The sequence below is a fragment of the Ruminococcus flavefaciens MA2007 genome, from assembly GCF_000621845.1.
Lineage (GTDB): Bacteria > Bacillota > Clostridia > Oscillospirales > Ruminococcaceae > Ruminococcus > Ruminococcus flavefaciens_E.
In genome coordinates, this window is sequence record NZ_KK211354.1 from 320419 (window position 1) to 344278 (window position 23860).

General features: G+C 46.3%; 23 protein-coding genes. 19 read left to right on the forward strand and 4 right to left on the reverse strand.

Annotated features, from left to right (window positions below; all coding sequences use genetic code 11):
• Position 1: 1 nt before the first annotated feature.
• The 11 genes from T497_RS0112945 (at position 2) to T497_RS0112995 (ending at position 10268) form a co-directional block, all read left to right on the forward strand.
• Positions 2–2314 (forward strand): transglutaminase domain-containing protein, encoded by a 2313-nt coding sequence (locus tag T497_RS0112945; RefSeq protein WP_028515974.1) that lies wholly within the window; start codon positions 2–4, stop codon positions 2312–2314.
• Between the two features lie 21 nt (positions 2315–2335).
• Positions 2336–3538 (forward strand): dockerin type I repeat-containing protein, encoded by a 1203-nt coding sequence (locus T497_RS0112950; RefSeq protein ID WP_028515975.1) that lies wholly within the window; start codon positions 2336–2338, stop codon positions 3536–3538.
• 15 nt (positions 3539–3553) lie between these two features.
• Positions 3554–4519, forward strand: a complete 966-nt coding sequence (gene prmA / locus T497_RS0112955; RefSeq protein ID WP_028515976.1) for a 50S ribosomal protein L11 methyltransferase — start codon at positions 3554–3556, stop codon at positions 4517–4519.
• 48 nt (positions 4520–4567) lie between these two features.
• A complete protein-coding gene (locus tag T497_RS0112960; protein ID WP_028515977.1) occupies positions 4568–5770 on the forward strand; it encodes a DUF6348 family protein in 1203 nt (400 codons plus the stop codon).
• A 242-nt stretch (positions 5771–6012) separates the two neighbouring features.
• Positions 6013–6324, forward strand: a complete 312-nt coding sequence (gene rplU, locus T497_RS0112965) for a 50S ribosomal protein L21 (protein ID WP_028515978.1) — start codon at positions 6013–6015, stop codon at positions 6322–6324.
• Between the two features lie 2 nt (positions 6325–6326).
• Positions 6327–6638: a ribosomal-processing cysteine protease Prp gene (locus T497_RS0112970; protein ID WP_028515979.1), complete on the forward strand. Its 312-nt coding sequence runs from the start codon at positions 6327–6329 to the stop codon at positions 6636–6638.
• 2 nt (positions 6639–6640) lie between these two features.
• Positions 6641–6925, forward strand: coding sequence for a 50S ribosomal protein L27 (gene rpmA, locus T497_RS0112975; protein ID WP_024859281.1), 285 nt, complete (start codon positions 6641–6643; stop codon positions 6923–6925).
• Between the two features lie 67 nt (positions 6926–6992).
• Complete coding sequence (gene obgE, locus T497_RS0112980; RefSeq protein ID WP_028515980.1) at positions 6993–8270, forward strand: GTPase ObgE; 1278 nt, start codon at positions 6993–6995, stop codon at positions 8268–8270.
• Between the two features lies 1 nt (position 8271).
• On the forward strand, positions 8272–8694 hold the full coding sequence (locus tag T497_RS0112985) for a Mini-ribonuclease 3 (protein WP_028515981.1): 423 nt from the start codon (positions 8272–8274) through the stop codon (positions 8692–8694).
• Between the two features lie 3 nt (positions 8695–8697).
• The gene (locus T497_RS0112990) at positions 8698–9432 is read left to right on the forward strand and encodes a YebC/PmpR family DNA-binding transcriptional regulator (RefSeq protein ID WP_028515982.1); all 735 of its coding nucleotides are present in this window, start codon (positions 8698–8700) and stop codon (positions 9430–9432) included.
• Positions 9433–9698: 266 nt separating this feature from the next.
• Positions 9699–10268 carry a manganese efflux pump MntP gene (locus T497_RS0112995; protein WP_028515983.1) on the forward strand — a complete coding sequence of 190 codons (570 nt, stop codon included), beginning with the start codon at positions 9699–9701 and terminating at the stop codon, positions 10266–10268.
• A gap of 134 nt (positions 10269–10402) precedes the next feature.
• Here T497_RS0112995 and T497_RS0113000 read toward each other — a convergent pair whose 3' ends face one another.
• Both T497_RS0113000 and T497_RS18145 read right to left on the reverse strand, forming a co-directional pair.
• Positions 10403–12490, reverse strand: coding sequence for a dockerin type I repeat-containing protein (locus T497_RS0113000; protein ID WP_028515984.1), 2088 nt, complete (start codon positions 12488–12490; stop codon positions 10403–10405).
• 71 nt (positions 12491–12561) lie between these two features.
• A complete protein-coding gene (locus tag T497_RS18145; protein WP_072300154.1) occupies positions 12562–12738 on the reverse strand; it encodes a DUF4250 domain-containing protein in 177 nt (58 codons plus the stop codon).
• A gap of 678 nt (positions 12739–13416) precedes the next feature.
• Here T497_RS18145 and T497_RS0113010 point away from each other — a divergent pair.
• From T497_RS0113010 to T497_RS0113030, 5 genes are all read left to right on the forward strand, one after another.
• Positions 13417–13911, forward strand: a complete 495-nt coding sequence (locus T497_RS0113010) for a complex I 24 kDa subunit family protein (protein WP_024859289.1) — start codon at positions 13417–13419, stop codon at positions 13909–13911.
• Between the two features lie 70 nt (positions 13912–13981).
• Positions 13982–15841 carry an NADH-quinone oxidoreductase subunit NuoF gene (locus T497_RS0113015; protein WP_051530678.1) on the forward strand — a complete coding sequence of 620 codons (1860 nt, stop codon included), beginning with the start codon at positions 13982–13984 and terminating at the stop codon, positions 15839–15841.
• A gap of 14 nt (positions 15842–15855) precedes the next feature.
• Positions 15856–17604 (forward strand): NADH-dependent [FeFe] hydrogenase, group A6, encoded by a 1749-nt coding sequence (locus T497_RS0113020; protein WP_028515986.1) that lies wholly within the window; start codon positions 15856–15858, stop codon positions 17602–17604.
• A 118-nt stretch (positions 17605–17722) separates the two neighbouring features.
• A complete protein-coding gene (locus T497_RS0113025) occupies positions 17723–17944 on the forward strand; it encodes a hypothetical protein (protein ID WP_028515987.1) in 222 nt (73 codons plus the stop codon).
• A 57-nt stretch (positions 17945–18001) separates the two neighbouring features.
• Positions 18002–18619 (forward strand): rubrerythrin family protein, encoded by a 618-nt coding sequence (locus tag T497_RS0113030; protein ID WP_028515988.1) that lies wholly within the window; start codon positions 18002–18004, stop codon positions 18617–18619.
• Positions 18620–18661: 42 nt separating this feature from the next.
• Here the strand turns inward: T497_RS0113030 and T497_RS0113035 are convergent, their stop codons facing one another.
• Both T497_RS0113035 and T497_RS0113040 read right to left on the reverse strand, forming a co-directional pair.
• Positions 18662–20032, reverse strand: a complete 1371-nt coding sequence (locus T497_RS0113035) for an MATE family efflux transporter (protein WP_028515989.1) — start codon at positions 20030–20032, stop codon at positions 18662–18664.
• Between the two features lie 85 nt (positions 20033–20117).
• The gene (locus T497_RS0113040) at positions 20118–20753 is read right to left on the reverse strand and encodes a glycerol-3-phosphate acyltransferase (protein WP_028515990.1); all 636 of its coding nucleotides are present in this window, start codon (positions 20751–20753) and stop codon (positions 20118–20120) included.
• Positions 20754–20999: 246 nt separating this feature from the next.
• On the opposite strand from T497_RS0113040, the gene T497_RS0113045 reads away from it, so the two are divergent.
• The 3 genes from T497_RS0113045 to T497_RS16915 all read left to right on the forward strand — a co-directional run.
• Positions 21000–21560 carry an RNA polymerase sigma factor gene (locus T497_RS0113045; protein ID WP_028515991.1) on the forward strand — a complete coding sequence of 187 codons (561 nt, stop codon included), beginning with the start codon at positions 21000–21002 and terminating at the stop codon, positions 21558–21560.
• A gap of 11 nt (positions 21561–21571) precedes the next feature.
• Positions 21572–23539, forward strand: coding sequence for a hypothetical protein (locus T497_RS0113050; RefSeq protein WP_028515992.1), 1968 nt, complete (start codon positions 21572–21574; stop codon positions 23537–23539).
• Positions 23540–23706: 167 nt separating this feature from the next.
• Positions 23707–23860, forward strand: a 154-nt coding sequence (locus T497_RS16915; RefSeq protein ID WP_037324588.1) for a transposase, incomplete at its 3' end; no start/stop codon positions are given.

Here is a 23860-nt window from a genome sequence, read left to right on the forward strand (position 1 = left end):
TATGAATGAGACCAAAAACAAAAATTTCGATCTGAAAGCGTTCCTGCTGAGAACGCTCACAGACCCCGTGCTGTGGTACACGATTCTGATAATGACATCGCTCATGTATCATTACCGCAACCGCGATACCACAAAGACCGATAATCAGGGATATATCTTTGCGCTGGGCTGGGGACTGTGCAGTTTTTTCCTCGGCTGGATAATGTTCAGAATATTTGATTTCATGAAAAAGCATAATTTCCTCGGCTTTTTCATGTATGCGGCTCTTGTTGTCGTATTCGGCGCGGGAGTCCGTGAGGCGATCAACATAGGTAAAAAGGACTATTCTATCCTATGGGGACTTTGGTTCCTTACACCGCAGGATACCATGAGCTTCAACTTCTGGTATGCGGCTGCCTTTTATCTGTTGTTCATGCTTTTCATGGGCTCGGTAATTTACTATTTTACGCGCATAAGATACAGGATATTCATGAATTTCCTGATATTCATCATTCCTTTCTCCATTTACGGTAAGGAATATGAAAAAATGCCCACAGTATTCATTATTCTTCTGGCTGTGGGATATATACTTCTCATGGTCTACTACAGACAGCTTACGGATACCGAAAGCACGGTATTCGTGGAAAGAAGAAAATCATGGAAGCCAATTGCGGTCTATGCCGTGATCTTTGCGGCGGCGGCGGCTATTTTTCCGAAGCCTGCTGTCGTGGCGGACAGAACTGTCCTCGAAACTCTCATCGACGCCGATCAGTTCACTGATAAGCTCAATGCGATGATAGACATTTTCCGTGATACCACTACGGGAGAACAGTTCCGCTCAAATAACGATGATACCCTCATCTATGAGGTAAGAGCAGACGGTCCTCTGAGGATCAAGACTGCTACTCATTCCACCTACAGCTATCAGGACGATAAGTGGAGCATTGAGGATATGGACAGCAGATTTAGCACCAAGAAAGGCGATGTTCCTGTTGATATCGGCTGTCATATGGGGATCGCAGGCGCTGTTCTCGAAGCGGCTTCTATCGACAGTGAGTTTGCCGAGAAATACGGGCTTACAGAGTTTGTGGAGAACGGCCTTGACGAGCCTGATATCAGAGAGGCTGAATTCTACAGCTTATTCGGACGCGCAGGCATAACCAAGGGCACGGATATGGCTCCTGTACCGCAGTTTGCCATAGCTATGACTGATTCTACAAGAAAGCATGACGTAGTCCGTCTTCGCGGCGGCACGGTCTATGCTGTAGATAAGTATTTTGCCACAGATGAATTTTTTTCATTTGTTTATGATGATGATACCTTCTTCATGAGCGCTGAAAACAACAAATTCATCAATAAGCTGGCAGAATGCGATTATGAGGAGCTTCTCCTTGACGCAAGCTTTATCCTCGACGAAAACCTTACTGACGAAAGCTCAGAGGATTATGTGCAGAAATGCAGATATATCGACATAGACTATATGCTCTATGACGATTATCAGGAGTATCTTCTTGATTACGGCGGAAAAAGCAACATAAAGGCTCTTTCCGACGAGATAACAAAGGGCTGTCAGACAGAATACGAAAAGGCTAAGGCGATAGAGCGGTATTTTTATAATAACGACTACGTCTATAACCTTAAATACAAAAAAGAAAAGGGCGAAAACGCAGAAGACTTCCTGTTCAGTACAAAAACAGGCGTCTGCTACGAATACGCCACTGCAATGGTGCTTCTTGCACGTGCCGCAGGTATCCCCGCAAGATACTGCGAGGGCTACAATATGACTCATAATGAGGGCGGCAGATTTGTGGGCAGTACCAATTATTCGATCCGCGCAAAGGACTTGCACGGCTTCCCCGAGCTTTATATAAGGGGCTATGGCTGGGCAAGCTTTGAGCCTACCGTTGCCGATATTGTGGAAACGGGCAATAAAAAAGCCTCGACTGCTACGGATATGCTTTCATATGCAGGCCTGATGATACTGGCAGGCGCAATGCTGGTACTGCTGTTTGCATTCGTATATCCCATGCTGTCACATAAATGGTTCATTTTCAGAGGAAAAAAACGCAATCCGAATGACGCTGTCAGAGCTGTAATGCACAGGATTTGCAAGGTCTATGGTATCGAAAACGTCAATACCTCAAATGAGGCGGCGGCTCTCGTACATGAGATGTCGGGCGCAGATATCACGGATACTGCTGAGTTATTCGACAGGTCGGTCTACGGCAGTGTTACTCTGAGTGAGCAAGAAAAAGAAAAGGCGATGAACGAATATATCAGAGCATATGATGAGTTCAGAGAAGCCAGAAAAAGGAGACGCATAAAAAGCCGATAACGTAAATACGGAGGTTGGATTATGCGAACTGTAAAAGAAAAAGGAATATTTTCTGTCCTGCTTGCATTTTTTATCCTTATCGGAATGCTTGCGGGAGCGTGTCAGACGAATAACAAGGCTCATGCAGCCGACGACTTCAGACTCTGGAGACAGAATGACGAGCGCTGGGGCAGCTATGCTATCGGCGGTTCTACAGTGCGCAGCTCAGGCTGCTACATAACCTCTATCGCAATGGCTGCGGTTGCTTCGGGAGCTAAGGATACCGAAAGCTTTGATCCGGGTGTGTTTGCAAAGACTCTCAATGATATGAAGGCTTTCAATCAGTGGGGCGGACTCAGTGCGTGGGGCTCCGTCAACAAGGCTATCCCCGAGGTAAGCATCGCTACGGCAAATCTGAACTTCAAGTCGGATACTCAGAGCGGAAAGGCTTCTGAGATAAAGGAATATCTCGACAAGGGACTTTACGTTATATGCAATGTGGGCGGACACTGGGTGTATATCGACGGTATCATCGGTGACGACGTGTATATGGCTGATCCTGCCAAGGACGAGATACTCATGTTTGAGGCATATGATAACAAGAATATAACAGTTTTTCAGGCGATCAAGGGCAAGAATCCGTATAAAGGCTTCACACCTCTTGAAATACCGGAAAAAGATACCGAAACTTCTACAGTAACTTCCTCTATAACAACTACAGCGGCTGCTGCGCTGACAACTACAACAGCAGTGCAGACTAAAGCCAAAACAACAACTGTCACAACAACAAAAGCGCAGACCACTCCGCGCCCTGCCGTTACTACGGTGACTTATAAGGCAGGAGAGTATTACTGCTCCGACAGCGTGCCTGTAAAGGTATGGTCGGACATTAAGGCTCAAAAGGACGCTATAGCTTCACTTTCATACGGAAACGTTGTCAGGGTGCTCAGCGTCAGCGGAACAGTGGGCGAGGTGAAAATAGGCGGCAGAAACGGCTATGTTGAGCTGACAAAGCTTGAATATGCAGGCGAGCCCGAAGAATATGAAGCAGGCGACGTTAATAACGACGGCAGCTTCGATACCTATGACTTAGCGCTTATAAACGAGTACCTCAACAGTCTCGGCAAGCTGCCCGAGGGTATCTCAGTGCTTACAACCTCGGAGATAGCTGCTGCTGATATCAGCGGCGACGGCATTGTTGATAACAATGATGTGCTCTTATATCTTATGCTTATTTGCAATTAAGGAGTAATTTAACTAATGGAATGGACAGAAGTCAACATTTATACCACTACCGAGGGCATTGAGCTTCTCTGCTCAAAGCTGGGAGACATCGGCATCAAGGGCTTTTCCATAAAGGATCCCGAGGATTTCAAGGAGTTCCTTGAAAATAAGAACGGTCAGTGGGACTATATCGACGACGACCTTATGGGACTTTCCGAGTGTGAGACCTGCGTCACGGTCTATATACCGACAAACGGTCAGGGAGCAGAAATGCTCATCGCTATCAAGTCCATGCTTGCCGAGATGAAGGCAGCCGATACCGAGGGCGCTTACGGCAGACTTGAAGCCGAAATGTCAAGTATCCGCGAGGAGGACTGGGCTAACAACTGGAAGCAGTACTTCAAGCCCTTCAAGGTAGGCGAAAAGCTGGTCATCAAGCCCTCATGGGAGGAGTATGACAACTCCGACGGCAGGATAATCCTTGAAATTGATCCTGCTTCAAGCTTCGGCACAGGCAAGCACCATACCACAAGGCTTTGTCTTGAGGTACTGGAAAAGTACCTGAATAAGGGCGACAAGCTTCTGGATATGGGCTGCGGCAGCGGTATACTCTCTATCGGAGCTATGCTTTTAGGCGCAAAGAGCGCTGTTGCAGTGGATATCGAGGAAAATGCGGCGGTAACTGCTCTTGAAAATGCAGTCAAGAACCACATTTCACCCGATGTTTACAAGACCTACTTCGGCAATATCCTTACCGACGAGAAGCTTGCCGATGAGATAGACGACAAGTATGACATAATCGCAGCAAATATCGTTGCGGACGTACTCATCGCCATGAAGGAAAGCTTCCTGCGCTACCTTAAAAAAGGCGGTATCCTCATTGTTTCGGGTATCATCGAGGAGCGTATGGACGAGGTCATAGACGCGCTGAAGTCTGTTGGCTTCAAGGAGCCTGAGCCCGAAGTCCGCGAGGGCTGGGCAGCAGTTAAATTCACAGTTTAATATTATGCAGAGCATATATTGATATCATCAAATTAAGGAGAATAGAAAATGGGAATTTTCAAGAAGAAAAACAACAATAATCAGAAGACAGAGGAAGTTCAGAATACTGATATAAGAGCTGACATAAAGAGCATGGTGCTCGAAAACCTCAACGAGAAGCTGAAGGGTACTCTCTATGATGACTGTGTCATTATGCCAAAGGGCTTTACCATTGATGTTCAGGTAGGCAAGGCAGATGAAACTGATGGTGTACTTATACTTCAGACTATCTTTATCGTAAAGCACGACGACTTCGACGAGCCCCTTATCGAGCCTGTTGACTCACAGGGCAAGGACGAGACAGAGGCTGCTAAAATGGCTGTAGAAATATTCTACGGCGGCGTATGGCACCCGCTCGACCAGTCTATCGCAAAGAAAAATCCACAGTATGTACCTGTTGATTTTCTCAGACAGCACTACGATTTCGATATGTACTGCCAGTCTGTAGTAAGAATAGGCGTTAAGGACAAGCCGCCAACGATGCTGGTTAACTTCATCAGCACAGAGATACCTAAGTATCTGGGCTCAAAGAAGTACTACTGGCTGAGAATATATCTTGCAAAGTACAAGGAGAAGAAGATAATCGAGGTCCGTATGAACGGCTCTGTGCTTGTAGAGCTTCCTAAGTACTTTGAGAAGTATGTTGAAGAAGAAATGTTTGCTGATGAGACCTTTGTTTCAGAGAAGCAGTACGCTATCTTCGTTCAGCGTGAGGACGACCAGTGCCCGTTCGACAAGGAGCTGGTAATGAACGCTGCAAGAGAGACTATCAGCATGATGGAGAAGATAAACAACCACGACGAGTATGTTGCAATGGCTGACAAGCTCGAGGAGCTGGTCGGCGGCAACAAGGGACTTGCAGGCGAGATAAGAGTATTTATCCCCGAGATATTTGCAAAGTTCACACTGGGCTACCGTGAGGGCGACAGCCTCTTCCTCCTTGAGGGCGAGGGCGACGCACAGCAGAGCATCGAGTTCAAGAAAACTCAGCTCCGTACCTATTTCTATCTCCAGCAGGCTATACTTGAATATCTCAGCACAAACCCGAGTCAGGAGAACGTAACACGTATCGTTACAAACAGCGTTGCTTTCAGAGAACTCAAGAGAGCTATCGACACTGCTAAGGAGCAGGGCAAGGAGATCAAGCCAAACGACCTCTATGTTCCGGGTACAAGCTATAAGATAGGCGAGGAGAACTACAGAGTCTGGTAAGCTGAATATTTCACTGCATAAAAACGCATTTTCCCCCGCCGCAGGCGGGGGAATGACATATAAGCCCCAAAATCTTTTGGCTATATTGAAAGTAAATGATTTTGCATAGGGAATATTGCAAAAAAAGCTTGACAAAGCCGTATCTTTGTGATAAAATATTATTGCCGCTTGTAAACAGGCTTTAAAGTTGTGCGCTCACACGCCTGTAACAGCGAGTTTATTGAAAAGGCAGGTGCCACAATATGTACGCAGTTATTGAAACCGGCGGAAAGCAGTATCAGGTAAACGAGGGAGATATCATCTTCATCGAGAAGCTCGCAGCTGAGGCTGATGAGACAGTTACTTTCGACAAGGTAGTAGCTCTCGGAGCAGACGATGGACTCAAGATCGGTACACCTTATGTTGACGGTGCAGCTGTAAGCGCAAAGGTTCTGAAGAACGGCAAGGCTAAGAAGATCACTGTTTTCACTTACAAGCCTAAGAAGGGTGAAAAGAGAAAGCAGGGACACAGACAGCCTTACACTCAGGTCAAGATCGAAGCTATCAAGGCTTGATCATGATCCGCGCAGAATTTTATGAAAAGCAGGGACTTCTGACAGGCTTTAAGTTCAGCGGCCACTCAGGCTATGCCGAGAGCGGAAAGGACGTTGTCTGTGCGGCTGTTTCATCAGCGGTACAGCTTACTGCAAATATCCTCGATGAATTCGGTTTGAAGCCGCAGGTGACTGTGGGGGATAACGTTATCGAATGTATCTGCGGTGACGGGGGAGAGATACCTTCGCGTCTGCTGAGTGTTTTAAAACAGCACTTTGAGGCTATACTGGAAGAGTACCCTAACACGATCAAAATCACTATTTCGGAGGTGTAAGTATGTTTAAAATTAGTATGCAGTTCTTTGCTCATAAGAAGGGCGGCGGATCCACAAAGAACGGACGTGACTCTGAGGCTAAGAGACTTGGCGTTAAGAGAGCAGACGGTCAGTTTGTTAAGGCTGGCAACATTCTCGTTCGTCAGAGAGGAACACATATCCACCCTGGTAACGGTGTCGGCATCGGTTCAGATGATACATTATTCGCTACAGTAAGCGGTAAGGTAAAGTTTGAGCGTTACGGACGTGACCGTAAGAAGGTTTCTGTTTACGAGATTGAGCAGTAACAGCCATAACGTGACAATAAATCCCGAGCTTTCGCTTGGGATTTTTCTTTAGAAACGGAGGACGGAAATGTTCGTTGATCAGGCGAAAATAATGATCAAAGCAGGTGACGGCGGCGACGGCGCTGTATCGTTTCACCGCGAAAAGTATGTAGCGGCAGGCGGTCCCGACGGCGGCGACGGCGGACGCGGCGGAGATGTGATTTTTCAGGTCGATGATAATTTCTCGACTCTGATAGATTTCAGGTATAAGAGGAAATATGTGGCTGACCGCGGGGAAAACGGCAGCGGTAGAAACTGCACGGGAAAAAGCGCACAGCCCCTTATTATAAAGGTGCCGAGAGGTACTGTAATACGCGACGCAAAGAGCGGCAGGATAATGGCGGATATGTCCACGGACGAGCCTAAGGTCCTTGCAAAAGGCGGACAGGGCGGCAAGGGCAATGTCCACTTTGCTACCTCAACACGCCAGATACCAAAATTCGCAAAGCCGGGCTATCCTGGCGAGGAGTTCGAGGTGACTCTGGAGCTGAAGCTCCTTGCGGACGTAGGACTTGTGGGATACCCCAACGTCGGAAAATCCACACTTATCTCTGTTGTCAGCGCAGCAAAGCCAAAGATAGCAAATTACCATTTTACTACTCTCACTCCTGTTCTCGGAGTTGTAAGGGTAGAGGAGGAGAAGTCCTTCGTAATGGCTGATATCCCCGGACTTATCGAGGGCGCAGGCGACGGCGTAGGACTGGGACATGAGTTCCTCAGACACGTCGAGCGCTGTAGGCTTATAGTCCATGTAGTCGATGTTTCAGGCATTGAGGGACGTGATCCCTGCGAGGATTTCGACGTTATAAACGCGGAGCTTGCCAAGTTCAACGAGGAGCTTGCAGAGCGTCCTCAGATAGTGGCTGCCAATAAATCAGATATGGCGACTGAGGAGCAGATAGAAAAGTTCCGCAAATATATAGAGGACAAGAATATACCATTTTTCTGCATATCGGCTGCAACAACTCAGGGCACATCGGAGCTTGTGAAAAAGATATCCGAAGTGCTTGACACACTGCCGCCTATAAAGGAATTCGAGGCAGAGCCCATACCGCAGGAGGAGCTTGACGAGATGCTGGGCGTTGACAAGAAGTTCGAGATAACAGTCGAGGACGATGTCTACTTCGTTGACGCACCGTGGATACAGCCTATCATGCGTACTGTTGATCCCGACGACTATTCGTCGCTCCAGTATTTCCAGCGTGTGCTTATCAACAGCGGCATTATCGCAAAGCTTGAGGAAATGGGCATACAGGAGGGCGACACCGTAAGCCTTGAGGGCTTCGAGTTCGACTTTGTAAACTGATATGAGCACAGAAAAACTTACCGAGCGTGAAGCTAATTCATACAGTCCGCTGACTCTTGCATTTCTGGGAGACAGCGTTTACGATACCCTTGTGAGGGAGTATCTGCTTCGTCGGGCAAATATGCCTGTTGCGAAGCTCCATTCCGCAAAGATAAAGCTTGTTTGTGCGGAGTTCCAGTCAAAGGCGTATGACCTTGTAGCTGAGAAGCTCAGCAACCATGAGCTTGCGGTGCTGAAAAGAGGCAGGAATGCCACGGGAAATACAGTTCCCAAGCACGCCGACGCTGCGGAATACCGCAGAGCTACGGCGCTGGAGTGCCTTTTCGGCTATCTCTATCTCACAGGCGGAAATGAACGTATTAGGGAACTGTTTGAACTTATTATAAATTCAAATATAAACGAAAATGAACAGATAGGAGTGTAAACTATGTCAGGTCATTCAAAATGGAACAATATCAAACGTAAAAAGGAAGCTACCGACGCTGCAAAGGGCAAGATTTTCACCAAGATCGGACGTGAGATCACCGTTGTAGTTAAGGAGGGCGGTCCCGATCCTAACAACAACAGCAAGCTTCGTGACCTTATCGCCAAGGCAAAGTCCAACAACGTGCCTAACGACAATATCGAGCGTATCATCAAGAAGGCAGCAGGCGACGGCGACAAGAACAACTATGAGAACATCACCTACGAGGGATACGGTCCTAACGGCGTAGCTGTTATCGTAGAGTGTCTTACAGACAACAGAAACAGAACAGCAGGCGAGGTTCGTCACTATTTCGATAAGTTCGGCGGCAACCTCGGTACTATCGGCTGTGTATCATTCATGTTCACAAACAAGGGTATCGTTATCCTTGAGAACACAGGTTTCGACGAGGACAAGGTAATGGAAGACGTATTCGAGTTCGGCGGCGAGGACTTCGACATCAACGAGGAAACAGTTGAGATCGAGTGCGCTCCCGAGAGCGTTCACGCTCTCCGCGAGGGACTTACAGAAAAGGGCTATAATGTAATTTCTGCCGAGTCTGAGATGATACCTTCTACTTATACAACTCTCACAGACGAGGATCATATCAAGAAGATGAATCTTCTCCTTGAGCACCTCGAAGAGAACGACGACGTTCAGAACGTTTACCATAACTGGGAAATGCCTGACGAAGAATAATGACATAAGGGACGGTTTGCGCCGTCCCTTAATTGTTTTTATATGCTAACTGTAATATATTGACAGGCGCTGAAATACAATGTATAATAAGCATTGTTATGTGAGGGAGTAGTTAACATACGAAAGTGTGCGGCAAGCCGACATACTAACGCGAAAGCGTTCGGTTTTGCCTTAAATAATGAGACTCATGTACGGCTTTATCGTCGTACCTGAGTGAGGTTCGGGTACAATGGTATCCGAATTTTTTTTATGAGAGGACGTTTTTTATGAGTTTAGCCGAACTTCTGCTTATCTCCGTTGGTCTTGCAATGGACGCATTTTCAGTATCAGTCTGTAAGGGGCTGAGTATGAAAAAGCTCAATTTAAAGGGCGGAGTCATAACAGCTTTGTTCTTCGGTGTATTTCAGGGAATAATGCCTGTTATAGGATATTTTCTCGGGAGCCGCTTCGCAGACATAATAAGCTCGTTCAGCCATTGGGTGTCATTCGGACTTCTTGCCTTTATCGGCGGAAAGATGATAATTGAAGCTATAAAGGACGATGAGCAGGACGAAGCATACAAGGAGTACAGGCTCGACTTTAAGGAACTCACACTGCTTGCCATAGCAACAAGCATTGACGCACTTGCGGTAGGAATAGTTTTTGCCGCAGAAAAAACAGACCTGTTGTTCTCAGTCACTATGATAGGCGCGATAACCTTTGCCCTTTCACTTGTGGGAGTTTTCGTCGGTCACAAGTTCGGCAGCAAATATGAGAAAAAAGCCGAGATAGCAGGCGGAACTATACTTATACTCATAGGCTTGAAGCTTCTTCTCGAAGGTCTTGGCGTTATATAAAAGAAAAAGGACTGCAAGGGGAGCCCCCTTTGGCGGAATCGCAGGTTACCAAATATGAGCCGTTACTTTACGGCTCGGTAGCCCGCTTTTTCCGTTAAGGGGAGCAGCCTAAAAGCAGTCCTTTTTTGTTATGTTTATTCGGGTGAAGAAGTCATTTCCGCCTTGCCTGTTATGTCGCAGAGACCGAGGAGATACTTCTGGATATGGAGTGCGTCCTCAGTAGTGAGACCGTCGCCTGTGTTCCATACATCGGCATTTGTTCTGCCCTTTTCAGTGATATGGTTGTCATCTGTACCGTTTATATCGAACTTGTTAGGATTTGCAAGAGCCTGCATGATAAGAACTACATCTGACATATCAACATTTCCGTCGCTGTTGGCGTCGCCGTAAGTTATCTCAGACTTTGTGAGATAAACATTATGGTAGATTTTGTGCTGAACGCCGTCGTCCTCGGTAGTGTAGTCGTCCTTGCTGAATGTGTAAGGCGAACCTTCCTTAACGCCGTTTATACTGAAGCTGCAAACCTTAGCGTCCTTGTACTTCTCATAGCTTATGATAGCAGGATTAGCTGCGGAGGTATCTATCTGTGAGATTGGACCTGTTACTCCGCCGTCCTCATATACGATATTCCATGCTCCCATAACGACAGCGTCGTTTACGAGCTCCTTTGTTGCCTTGTCATAGACTCTTACAACGTGTGAATAAGGTCTTACATCATCGGGATATACCTTTTTAGCGACCTTAACTGTGTAATAAGCGGTACCGTCCTTTACCTCGCTTGTGATATCGTCCTCACTGAGCTTATACGCAAAGCCGTTGTAGATATTCTGAACTATCTGGAAATCGCTTATATTTGTAATGCCCTCAAAGTTTTTGATACCCTTGAAATCAACTTTCTTTGGGTTTGCTGATTTTGTATCCACAGGGAATCCGGATACTCTTGAAGAACCGTTTTCAATAATGGTATCCTTAGCGCTGAGGTAAACGTCGTTGATAAGCTTGCCTGACGCCTTGTCAACAACGCTTATCTCATAAGCCATTACAGCTGTTGTAGATGTTGTTGAAAGGATAGGAGCTGTAGTTGCAGACGTTGTTGTTACAGAAGAAGTTGTTGTGGCAGTTTCAGATGTGGTAGTTGTTGTAGTCTCACTGCCCTCAGCATTCCATACAGCCTTGAACGAGATACCAATGCCAGGCTGTGCTCCCTCAATAAGGAAATCCTCGCCTGCCTGATATATCTTATCATCTCTCTGCCAGCCGCCGAATGTATAGCCGTCTCTCTTGACTGTACACTCCGGAACCTGTATTGTTGTATCTGTCTTGCCCTTTACTCTGATATCGTCTTTGCTTGAGCCTGTATTAGCAAAGAATACAATAGTGTAATTGATAGGGTTCCAGATAGGAGTCATAACAACATCGTTTGCAGGCATAACGAACTTCTGGTCGCATTTGTAATCCTGACCGTCAGTTTCGCAGTGCCAGCCGATGATATTGAATCCGCTTCTGGAGAAACGGTCGTTGCTCTGAAGATTTACCGCACCTGTTTCCATTACCTCATATTCCTGCTTTACAGCACCGTTTATTCTGTCGGCGTCTCCGACGGTGTAGGTAAGCTTGTACTTCTTGCACCAGTTTGGCTCAAGAGTGATGTCCTCATCGCCCACAACGATGTACTGCTGACCTGCAAAGACGTGGGTGCCGTCTGTCCAGCCGCTCTGAGTATATCCGCTGCGTGGGAAAACGTTCATAGGTATCTCTACAAGAGCGCCTGCACGGACTTTCTCGCCGGGAACCATTTTTTCATAGTCCTCGCGTACTTCGCCGTCGATAACAACGCTGAATTTTACGGTGTGGTAGACCTTGTCATCTTTTTTTTGCCACACAGGGGTGATAGTAACATCGTGATTGGGGATATGGTAAACTCGTCCGCCGATATAGCCGTAAACATTATCGTCGGTCCAGCCCTTGAAGTAGTAGCCCTCTCTTTGGAGCTCGGCTGTAGGTATTATAAGGGTAGAATCAAAAGTGCCTTCTCTATCCTTGATATCGGGTACGTTTCCGTCGTCGTCGGGAACGATAGTTACATCGTCGCCCAGCTCAAAATGTACTTTATATGTCTTTTCTTCGGTGTCAGCTCCGAAGCTGTAATTGAAGCTAACGGAGCACACGGCGATAACTGCGGAAGAAGCAGCCGCCGTCAGTTTTTTGATGATCGTGTTCATAAGCCCTCCCATTCGGCAAGAAGCCGACTGAGTATCCGCGTCAGGTCAAACGAATCAGTTAAGACGGGATACTATCTGAATGAATTAGTGTTTGGATCGTATACATAACCTATCTTTTCAAGCTTTGAGCTGATATCGTCCGCAGAGGTGCAAAGACTCTTGCACAGCTCCTCAAAGGACGGGTATTCGTCACGAAGAAGCGTATTGATATAGCTTAATAAAATAACGGGATCATTCGGTAAACTCATAAGTTCCTCCTTGTCTGAAACGGCGATGTCAATGTTTAACAGAACGCAGTGCAGGACATTCTGTCATGAAGCTGCCGGGCTTCACCTGACATTTTCTGAAGTGATTTTTTTCTGTCTTTTATCAGGCGATAATGGCTAAGCATCAGCCGAAAAAACGTGCGTTATGTATATATTATAAGTTTACTATACAATACTAAAATTGATTTGTCAATAAAATGAAGAGCTTATGTTTTGTGAATTTTATGTAAATAAGTATTATCTTGTAAGTTTTGATTTTGCAAGCTTTTTTTCAAGCCGAAGGGGTATCGTTTGGGGTATAAATACTTGGCAAAACGTTAAAATCAAAAGAGCTCATAATTTGTTCATAAAAGAATCAAATTAATATTTCAGAAAACTCTGACATTTGTACAAGTGGGGATACTTTTTAACTAAACCTATCGGCACACTAAGAGACTTGACAGTTGTAAAACTTATTTTGCGCCGAGTGGTCACTATTAGCTATAATTGTGCAAAATATACAGTAATTTTGGGGCTAATTAGGCTAAAATGGCGATAGCAATTTTTCGCGTTTTATGTTATAATACATAAGATATGTGAGATATGATATTTTGTCTCATAAATTTTTTATGGTCGACATTGTTACATTTTTCACAGCTAATACACAAGGAGGTCCATTAAATGAATTCAGCTAAATCAACTGTTCCCTTCAAGGGTACTCCAGAGCAGGAGGCTGAGCTCCTCAAGGTCATCGAAGAAAAGAAGAACGACAAGGGTGCTCTTATGCCTATCCTTCAGAAGGCTCAGGAAATTTACGGCTACCTTCCAATTGAGGTCCAGGCAATTATTTCCGACAACACAGGTATCCCGCTCGAGAAGATCTACGGCGTTGTAACTTTCTACGCTCAGTTCTCACTGTATCCAAAGGGAGAGTACACAATCTCTGTCTGTCTCGGTACAGCTTGCTATGTTAAAGGTTCAGGAGATATCTACAATAAGCTTCAGGAAAAGCTTGGAATAGGCGGAGGCGAGTGCACTCCAGACGGTAAGTTCTCACTTGACGCCTGCCGCTGCATCGGTGCCTGCGGTCTTGCACCTGTCCTCACAGTAAACGAGGACGTTTACGGACGTCTTACTGTTGACGACGTAGATAAGATCATTGAAAAATACGCTTGATTCCAAACATTACCATTTAGGAGGTTAATTTATGAAAACTCTTGAAGAACTCAAGGTTGTCAGAGACAGCATGAAGGGCGAAGTTGCTCTCAGAACACATGGCAATGCTTCTTCAAAATATGAAAGACACGTCCTTGTCTGCGGCGGTACAGGATGTACATCTTCAGGCTCACCAAAGATCATTGAGGAGCTCGAAAAGCAGTTTGCAGATAAGGGACTTACAGATAAGGTACAGATCGTTAAGACAGGATGCTTCGGTCTCTGTGAGCGCGGTCCTATCATGATCGTATACCCGGAGGGTTCTTTCTACTCACGTGTTAAGGTAGACGAGATCCCACGTATCGTTGATGAGCACCTCATCGGCGGCAACCCTGTTAAGGAGTTCCTCTATGAGGAGACAGTTGCAGGCGACGAGATCAAGTCTCTCGACGATACTTCGTTCTACAAAAAGCAGCACCGTGTAGCTCTCAGAAACTGCGGTGTTATCAATCCTGAAAATATCAACGAGTACATAGGACGTGACGGTTATGAGGCTCTCGGTAAGGTCCTCACAACTATGACTCCTGAGGACGTTATCCAGACAATCCTCGATTCAGGTCTCCGCGGAAGAGGCGGCGGCGGATTCCCCACAGGTATGAAGTGGAAGCTTGCCCGCAACATCGTTCCGAACGCTGACCAGAAGTACGTTTGCTGTAACGCTGACGAGGGCGATCCGGGTGCATTCATGGACCGTTCAGTACTCGAGGGCGACCCCCATGTTGTACTTGAGGCTATGGCTATCGCAGGTTATGCTATCGGCGCAACACAGGGTTATATTTATGTCCGCGCTGAGTATCCTATCGCTGTTGAGCGTCTTAACATCGCTATCAAGCAGGCTCGTGAGAACGGTATGCTCGGCAAGAACATCTTCGGAACAGATTTCTGCTTCGATATCGACCTCCGTCTCGGTGCAGGCGCTTTCGTTTGCGGTGAGGAGACAGCTCTTATGACATCTATCGAGGGCAACCGCGGCGAGCCCCGTCCAAGACCTCCTTTCCCAGCTGAAAAAGGTCTTTTCCAGAAGCCAACTATCCTCAACAATGTTGAGACATATGCTAATATCCCACAGATAATCCTCAACGGTGCAGAGTGGTTCGCATCAATGGGTACCGAGAAGTCAAAGGGTACTAAGGTATTCGCTCTCGGCGGCAAGATCAAGAACACAGGTCTCGTTGAAGTTCCTATGGGTACAACACTCCGCGAAGTTATCGAAGAGATCGGCGGCGGTATCCCTAACGGCAAGAAGTTCAAGGCTGCTCAGACAGGCGGTCCTTCAGGCGGATGTATCGATCCTTCAAACTTCGATATCCCGATCGACTACGATAACCTCATCGGTATCGGTTCAATGATGGGTTCAGGCGGACTTATCGTTATGGACGAAGATAACTGTATGGTTGATATCGCTAAGTTCTTCCTCGAATTCACTGTTGACGAGTCATGCGGTAAGTGTACACCATGCCGTATCGGTACTAAGAGAATGTGGGAGATACTTGACAAGATCACAAAGGGCAAGGGAACTCTTGAGGACCTCGACAAGCTTGAAGAGCTGGCTTACCACATCAAGGCTAACTCTCTCTGCGGTCTCGGTCAGACAGCTCCAAACCCTGTTCTCTCCACACTCAGATGCTTCCGTGACGAGTACATCGCTCACGTTGTTGACAAGAAGTGTCCTGCTGGCGTATGTAAGGACCTCCTCAGCTTCGAGATCGAAAAGGACAAGTGTATCGGCTGCGGTATGTGTGCTAAGCAGTGTCCTGCTTCCGCTATCACAAGAACTGACTATATCGCTCCAGGCAAGAAGCTTGCTGCAATGGAGATCGACAAGACTAAGTGCGTGAAGTGCGGTGCTTGTATCGCTACATGTAAGTTCAAGGCAATCATCAAGAAGTAAGCGGAGGAATAGTAATGGAAAATATTACAGTAAAAATCAACGGTGTTGAATTAGAAGTCCCCAAGGGCACTACTGTTCTTGAAGCTGCTCACATGGCTGGATTTGAGATTCCTACACTTTGCTATATGAAAGAGATCAACGAGATCGGTGCCTGCCGTATCTGCGTTACTGAGGTAAACGAGGGCAGAGGCTTCCGTCTGGTTGCAGGCTGCGTATACCCATGTTCCAACAATATGGAGATCCTCACAAACTCTCCAAAGGTAATCGAGTCAAGAAAGAGAACTCTCGAGCTCATTCTTTCAACTCATGACAGAAAGTGCCTCTCCTGCGTAAGAAGCGGCAACTGCGAGCTCCAGAAGCTTGCTAAGGACTACGGCGTTGAGGACGCTACAGTTTACGACGGCGTTAAGAACGAGTACGAGGTAGACAATTCTGCTCCTCATATGTACCGTGACAATAACAAGTGTATCCTTTGCCGCCGCTGCGTAGCAGTATGTGCAAAGACACAGGGCATCGGCGTTATCGGCGCTAACGAGCGTGGATTCAAGACATATATCGGTTCTGCATTCGACATGGGACTCGGCGAGACAAGCTGCGTATCCTGCGGACAGTGTATCGCAGTATGTCCTGTAGGCGCTCTCTCTGAGAAGGACTACACTAAGGAAGTTATGGCAGCTATCGCTGATCCTGAGAAGACTGTTCTCGTTCAGACAGCTCCTGCTGTTCGTGCAGGTCTCGGCGAGTGCTTCGGCAATCCTATCGGCACAAATGCTGAGGGTAAAATGGTGGCAGCTCTCAGAAGACTCGGCTTTGACAAGGTATTCGATACAGACTTTGCTGCTGACCTTACAATCATGGAAGAGGCTAACGAGTTCCTCGATCGTTTCAAGAACGGCGGAACACTTCCTCTTATCACATCCTGCTCACCCGGTTGGGTCAAGTTCTGTGAGCACTACTATCCTGATCTTCTCGATCACCTTTCAACATGTAAGTCACCTCAGCAGATGTTCGGTGCTACAGCTAAGACATACTGGGCTCAGAAGATGGGTATCGATCCCAAGAATATCGTTATGGTATCTATCATGCCATGTACTGCTAAGAAGTTCGAGATCGGCAGACCTGATCAGAGCGCAGCAGGCGTTCCTGATGTTGATTACGCTCTCACAACTCGTGAGCTGGGCAGAATGATCGAGCGTGCAGGTATCCTCTTCAACTCACTTCCTGAGGAGAAGTTCGACGATCCGCTGGGAATCTCAACTGGTGCCGGCGTTATCTTCGGTGCTACAGGCGGAGTTATGGAAGCAGCTCTCAGAACTGCTGTATATACACTCACAGGCGAGAACGTTACAGACCTTCCTGAGGTTCGCGGAACAAAGGATATCAAGGAAGCAACATACAACGTTGCAGGTACAGATGTAAATGTTATCGTTACAAGCGGTCTTGCTAACGCAAGAAAGGTTCTTGACAGCATCAGAGACGGCAGCTGCAAGGCTCAGTTCATCGAGATCATGGCTTGTCCCGGCGGCTGTGTAAACGGCGGCGGTCAGCCACAGGTTCCAATGGGCGTAAGAAACTTCGTTGACATCAGAGAAGAGAGAGCTAAGGTTCTCTACAACCTCGACAAGTCAATGCCTCTCCGTCAGTCTCACGAGAACCCTGCTATCAAGAAGGTTTATGAGGAATTCTTCGAGAAGCCGGGCAGCCACAAGGCTCATGAGGTTCTCCACACTTCTTACATCAAGAGAAAAGTAAACGAGATATAAAAAACAGCTGAATTCATTAAAAGAGCGGGCAAATAAGTCCGCTCTTTTTGTTGACAGAAGCCGAAAAATATGGTATAATATGAAAAATACTATTTTTTTCTGCAAGGGGGGCGATTTAATGGATAATGTTTGTGAGTATTGCGCGACTAAAGTCGTAAAAGGAACTCTTGTGACTCCTTATGCGGTACAGTTTTATCCCGAAGGAGAAGAGATGAAGCTGAAACCAAAGAGAAGTCAGGTCATTTGTGACGCCTGCCCGCAGTGCGGACATATCCAGAATATCAGATTAAAGAATCCGGAGAACATCATGAAATACCGCTACACGATACTGGACGAATGATATTTCGGAATAATTTGAAAAAATTTGCAGATACTGCTTCTGAAAGGAAGTGGTCTCATGCAAACAGATCTTAACAAAAGCCAGACCCGCATGAATCTCATGCGGGCTTTTGCTGGTGAGTGCCAGTCACGCCAGAGATATTATCAGGCGGCGCTTATAGCTCAGCAGCAGAAACTTATCGGACTTGAGCGTATGTTCAGGTTCACAGCCGAGCAGGAGGAACGCCATGCAATGGTGTTCTGGAAGCTTATGAAGGACGCCGCAGGACAGACAGTTGACGTTACCGCAGGCTATCCTGCCGATGTGTTCGAGGATATCGGGCAGCTTCTTGACGCTTCGCAGAAGGAAGAGGAAAAGGAGCACGTAGTTGTATATCCCGATTTTGCACGTATCGCAGACGACGATGGCTTCACCGAGGCAGCTCGGAAGTTCCGCGCCATAGCCGAGATAGAAAAGGAGCATGGTACTCGGTTTGCTTACTATGCAGGGCTCTACCGTGAGGGCAGGCTCTTCCGCAGCGACGATACCCAGCAGCGCTGGATATGTCTTAACTGCGGTCATATCCATGTGGGCAGCGAGCCGCCGCAGGAGTGTCCTGTGTGCAGTGCCGAGCAAGGATACTTTATCCGTGAGGAAGAAGCGGCGTTCACTTCTTGTGAGGTAACAGGAAAATAGAAAAAGGACGGCGTGAGCCGTCCTTTTTGATGTAAGCTTGTGCTATTCTTGATGTTCTTTTTTCAGATTTCGCATAATGAACAGGAAAACTCCAAGTTCAACGAGAAACGTTGCTAACCATGAAATTGTGTATGAGAAGTAAAGGCTTTGCAGAGAGTGGTATTTCGGGATCCTGAACACGCCGAATATCCAGCCCAGCCTTATGCCGACAACGCCTATAACGGTTATGAGCATAGGCAGCACAGAGCGTCCAAGACCGCGGATAAGTCCTGTAGTCACGTCCATAAGTCCGCAGAGGAAGTATGGTATCATGATATAGGTCATACGTATCATGCCGTATTTTATAGCCTCCTCGGAGTCTGTGAGGTATATGGACAGCAGCGGTCTGCCAAAGAACAGCGCCGTGAGTCCAAGAGTCATACCGGTGCAGAACACAGCGATAAGGCATATCCACATTATCTTTTTGATTCGGTCAAGCTTGCCTGCACCGTAGTTCTGACCTGTGAAGTTCAGCGAGGTCTGACTGTAGGAGTTCATCGAGGTATATACGAAGCCCTCGATGTTCTGAGCGGCTGAATTGCCTGACAGAACAACGTGTCCAAGTGTGTTTCCGAATTCGTTGATAGAGGACTGTATGATTACATTGGAAATTGCAAATATTGACGACTGTAGTCCCGCAGGGAAACCTATCTGTATTATACGCTTGAGCTGTCTGCCGTAAATCTTCATCTTTTTCAGCTCCAGCTTGCAGGCGTCCTCTCTTTTCATAAGAGCGCGGACTATGAGCGCCGCTGAAAGAGCCTGTGAAAGGGAAGTGGCAAGTGCTACTCCTGCTACCTCCATTTTCAGTGCGATAACAAAGAAAAGATTGAGTATTACATTGAGTACGCCTGCAATTGTAAGGAAGTAAAGCGGACTCTTTGTGTCTCCTGCGGCACGGAGTATCGCCGAGCCGAAGTTATAGAGCATACTGGGGATAGTTCCGCAGAAGTATATCTTCATGTATGCCGCCGAGAGGGGCAGTACATTTGCTGGAGTATCCATCATTTTCAGAAAAGTACCCGAGAAAAGCACACCGATTACGGTGAGGAAAGCTCCGCTTATAAATGCGGCAGGTATCGCCGTGTGGACTGTCCTGCGGACGTCCTCAGCCCTGCCCGAGCCTATGCCGTGAGCAACTGTAACGCCTGCGCCGACTGACAGACCGATGAAAAGGTTTACCATAAGGTTTATAAGAGCGCCTGTTGCACCCACAGCGCCGACGGAGATATCACCGCAGCACCGTCCTACCACTACAAGGTCGGCAGCATTGAAAAGAAGCTGCAAAACGCCTGTGAGAATGATAGGGATAGTATAAAGAATTATCTTGCTGACCAGAGGTCCCTCGCACATATCCGAGGTTTTGCTCTGCATAAAAAAGACTCCTAACTGCCGCTGAGTAACTGAGCGCTGCGGCTGACGCATATGAGGTCACAAAAAAGCCCCCGAAGGGACTTTTTTAATCGTCTGTATTTTTTTTGATCCTTGCGATCTCCTGTTCCTTTTTCCACAGGAAGCTTATATGAGCCTCCGTGCCGTTCTGTATTCTCTTGAAATTTTCGATATGTTTGAAGAGAATGACCAGTGCCACAACGGAAAGTATAGCCGTACCGACGGGATCGCCCGTGATAAGAGCGTATATCATAGTGAATATCACAGAGCCTGTAACAGGCACAACGCATACATAGTCCATAGAGAAGCCCAGTATCATCTCAAAGCCGAGAAGCAGTACAAATACGATCGGATTGAATGCGAGGATAGTTCCGCCCAGAGAAGCCAGACCTTTTCCGCCGTGGAATCTCATAATGGCAGGAAAGATATGTCCCAGAATACAGCATGAACCTGCAAGGATTTTTGCAAATCTGAGCTGTGGGAACAGATAAGCACCTAAAAGTGAGGCTGCAACAGCCTTGAAGATGTCGAAAAGGGCAACAAAAAGACCTGCTTTCTTTCCGACAGTGATAACAGTGTTTGAAGCTCCCGCGTTTCCCGAGCCTCTCTGACGAATATCGAATCCCTTTAGCTTTGAGATAATGAAAGCAGGGTTGATATTTCCGAAGAGATAGCCGATAAGAGCACATAAAACGACCTGCATAACGCCCTCCCCTGTGAATAAGGCAGTATGACTGCCTTGTTAAAAAAATGACTAACCACATCTATAATACTAATATAATATCATATTTCCCTCAAAAAGTAAATACCCGATAGAGAATTTTTTACAGTTATATGGTTAAATAATAAAAATATATCTTCAGCCGTTTCGTTTTTGAGACATCAAGCGATTAGTATTAATGAAAGGGCAAATACCAATTATCATGTACATGGTAAGGAGTGAGACAAAATGAATGAAAATGATCTTGTGCAGCTGATAAAATCTGCTCCCGAAAGGGGACAGCGAGCCTTTTACGACAAATACTTCAACTACGTCTATACTATAGTTTATGCAAAGCTTAAATGTTATGCAAAGCCCGAGGATATAGACGAATGTGTGGGAGACGTCTTTGCTCACTGCTTTTTCTATTTTGATAAGCATGAAGACATAAATGGCAGCCTTAAAGCCTTTGTGGCGGCGGTTGCGCGTAATAAGGCAGTTGATACATACAGGAGAGTAGCACGTCACAAGGAGCGTAATGTTTCCATTGAGGAAACAGGGGAGCTGGTCTCGGAGGAAAACGTTGCAGAGTCCTCAGAAACCACAGAGATGCGGCGGCTTCTGTACGATAAGGTCAGTGAGCTGGGCGAGCCCGACTCTACAATAATAATACAGAAGTATTTCTACGGACGAAGCTCCAAGGAGATCGCCAGGATAGTTGAGCTTTCAGCGGATAATGTCCGCGCAAGGGGCAGCCGTGCGGTGAAAAAGCTGCGCGAGCTGTTATTGCAGGCAGGCTTTGCCAGATAGGAGGATAGGATATGAAAGACGAGCTTGATATGATTTTCAGCGACAAGGATTCGGACATAGAGAAGATTTCTTCGAGGTATAAGGCAGTGGACGACAAGAGAAAAGAAAAGATATATGAAATAAGCAAAAGAAAGTATGATATACTGAAGGCAGGGGAGAGCGCAGCTTCCGATGACGGCTTCATCGTCAGCGCAGAGGGCGTAGAGCGCTACAGCCGTCCCAAGCTTTACAGGTATTTTTCCGCAGCAGCGGCTGCTTTGGTACTATTTGGCGGAGCATTCGGCGGCGTAATGCTTTCCCGTTCGTCAAAGGTTCAGCACATGAGCTCAAGCAGCAATACCGGCGTAACGGAGGCAACTTCCGAAGGCGTGACAAAAGCTGATATTTTCAGCGATGATACTGTTGTGGATAAGCTTCTCAGCAATGTTGAGCTGATACAGAGAGCTCAGTATCCCGAAACAAATACAATTGACCTTTCGGACGAGATATGGTTCAACAGTGACGAATTCGTTCCCGAGGTGGGCAAGCAAATGAGTATCACCAAGTATTATTACGCAGTTAAAGATGAAAGACTTGATACATGGAAGGAATTAGATGCTTTTTTCACTGATACCTTTATAAAAGCTTCCCGTGAAAGGTATGTTGGTCCTGATATCGGCAGCTATGAGGTAGGCCATGATTTCAAGGACGATCCGTTTGCTAACAAGTATTTACTGACGTTTATCCTTTATAATGATAAAGTCTATGCAAAGAGCCTTTGCGAGCCTGATAAGTGCTATGCATACGGATTTGACGGCTTGTATAATTTCAGCAATTACAAGCTTGTCTCGTCCGAGTTTGAAAAGGGCGGTTCGACGCTTATTATAAACGGCGATAGTATTATTGAAGACCTTGAAGTGGGCTCTCTCGAAAAGCTGGTGACCTGCACCAGAGAATATGAAAGACCTGACGGACAGAGGATAGTTGCGAATATAGAGCTTCTTCCCGAGGACGGCGTATGGAAAGTAGCTTCATTCTCGGTCAAGATGAAAAACGAAGAAGACCAGAATGCTCACAACAGCAATAATGAGCTTCCGACTGTCGAAGCGCCTTCCAACGACGGCGAGTTTGCACAGTTACAGCTCCATGAAGAGAAAAAGTATTATAATACAGCCGAAACAAGCAGCTTGCTGGCAGAGCTGGACAATGCATGGAATAACGGCACATACAGATTCAAAAAGGTAGATACAGAGAAGTACGCGCAGCAGATATGGAATGCAGGCGGTTTTGACGAGCTTAATACCCTTGAAAACAAGAGCTTTATCTATCATATGATGTGGAACAGCTATAACTACTTCGATTCGGCAGATATTACATATAATATACGCGGCGAGCACGGAAGCAATGTATGGAGCGATGAAGTGCACAGCTTTGCAGATAACAGAGGCAAATACTACAGGATAGAAAGCGAGATCGATAATTATCTGGAACACGGACTCGGTACAACTTACCTGTATGACGGTATATCTACATCAGTCAATGAAAATGAAAAGACATATTATGAATGGTACTATGAATTCTTTGATTATCTTGACAGATATATGCCCGACCAATACCGCTGGATAAAGGTTTATGATGAGGAAACAGGCGAGCCTGTTCAGCAGAATACATACCATGTGAATGTGGAAAATGAATATATACTGTATCCGGGTGCAGGAGATTTTTACGAATTTGATAAATGGTATATCGAAGGCGTAGAGGAGATACTCGGCAGACAATGCGCAGCTATCAGCTACACAGAAGGTGATTATTCACTTGAAATGCTTATTGATATGAGGACGGGTATAGTAATGAGGTATACAAAAGACTTTGCTGATATAGGTCAGATAGACACTATGAAAGTTACAAGCCTTGTTCTTAATGAGCCTGTAGAGCACAAATATTTTGACAAGACGGGCTATACAAAAGAACGTGATGATACTATTTACAACGATAACTAAAAAAATCCCCTTTGCGAAAGCAAAGGGGATAATTTTTGTATTCCGAAAACCCCTGGCTCTGCCAGGGGTTCAAAGAAGCTTTAGCTATGAGTAGAAAAAGAAAACCTCCCATGTTATAATGGTAATGGTCTGCCAACCAAACTGAAAATAACAAAGGAGGTATCGTCATGAAACGAGACGATATAAATAGTTTAGCACATTCCAAGTGGAATTGCAAGTATCATATAGTGTTTGCACCGAAGTATAGACGAATGGTGATTTATAGTCAGATAAAAACTGATATAGGAAAGATACTAAGAAGGTTATGTGAACAAAAAGGAG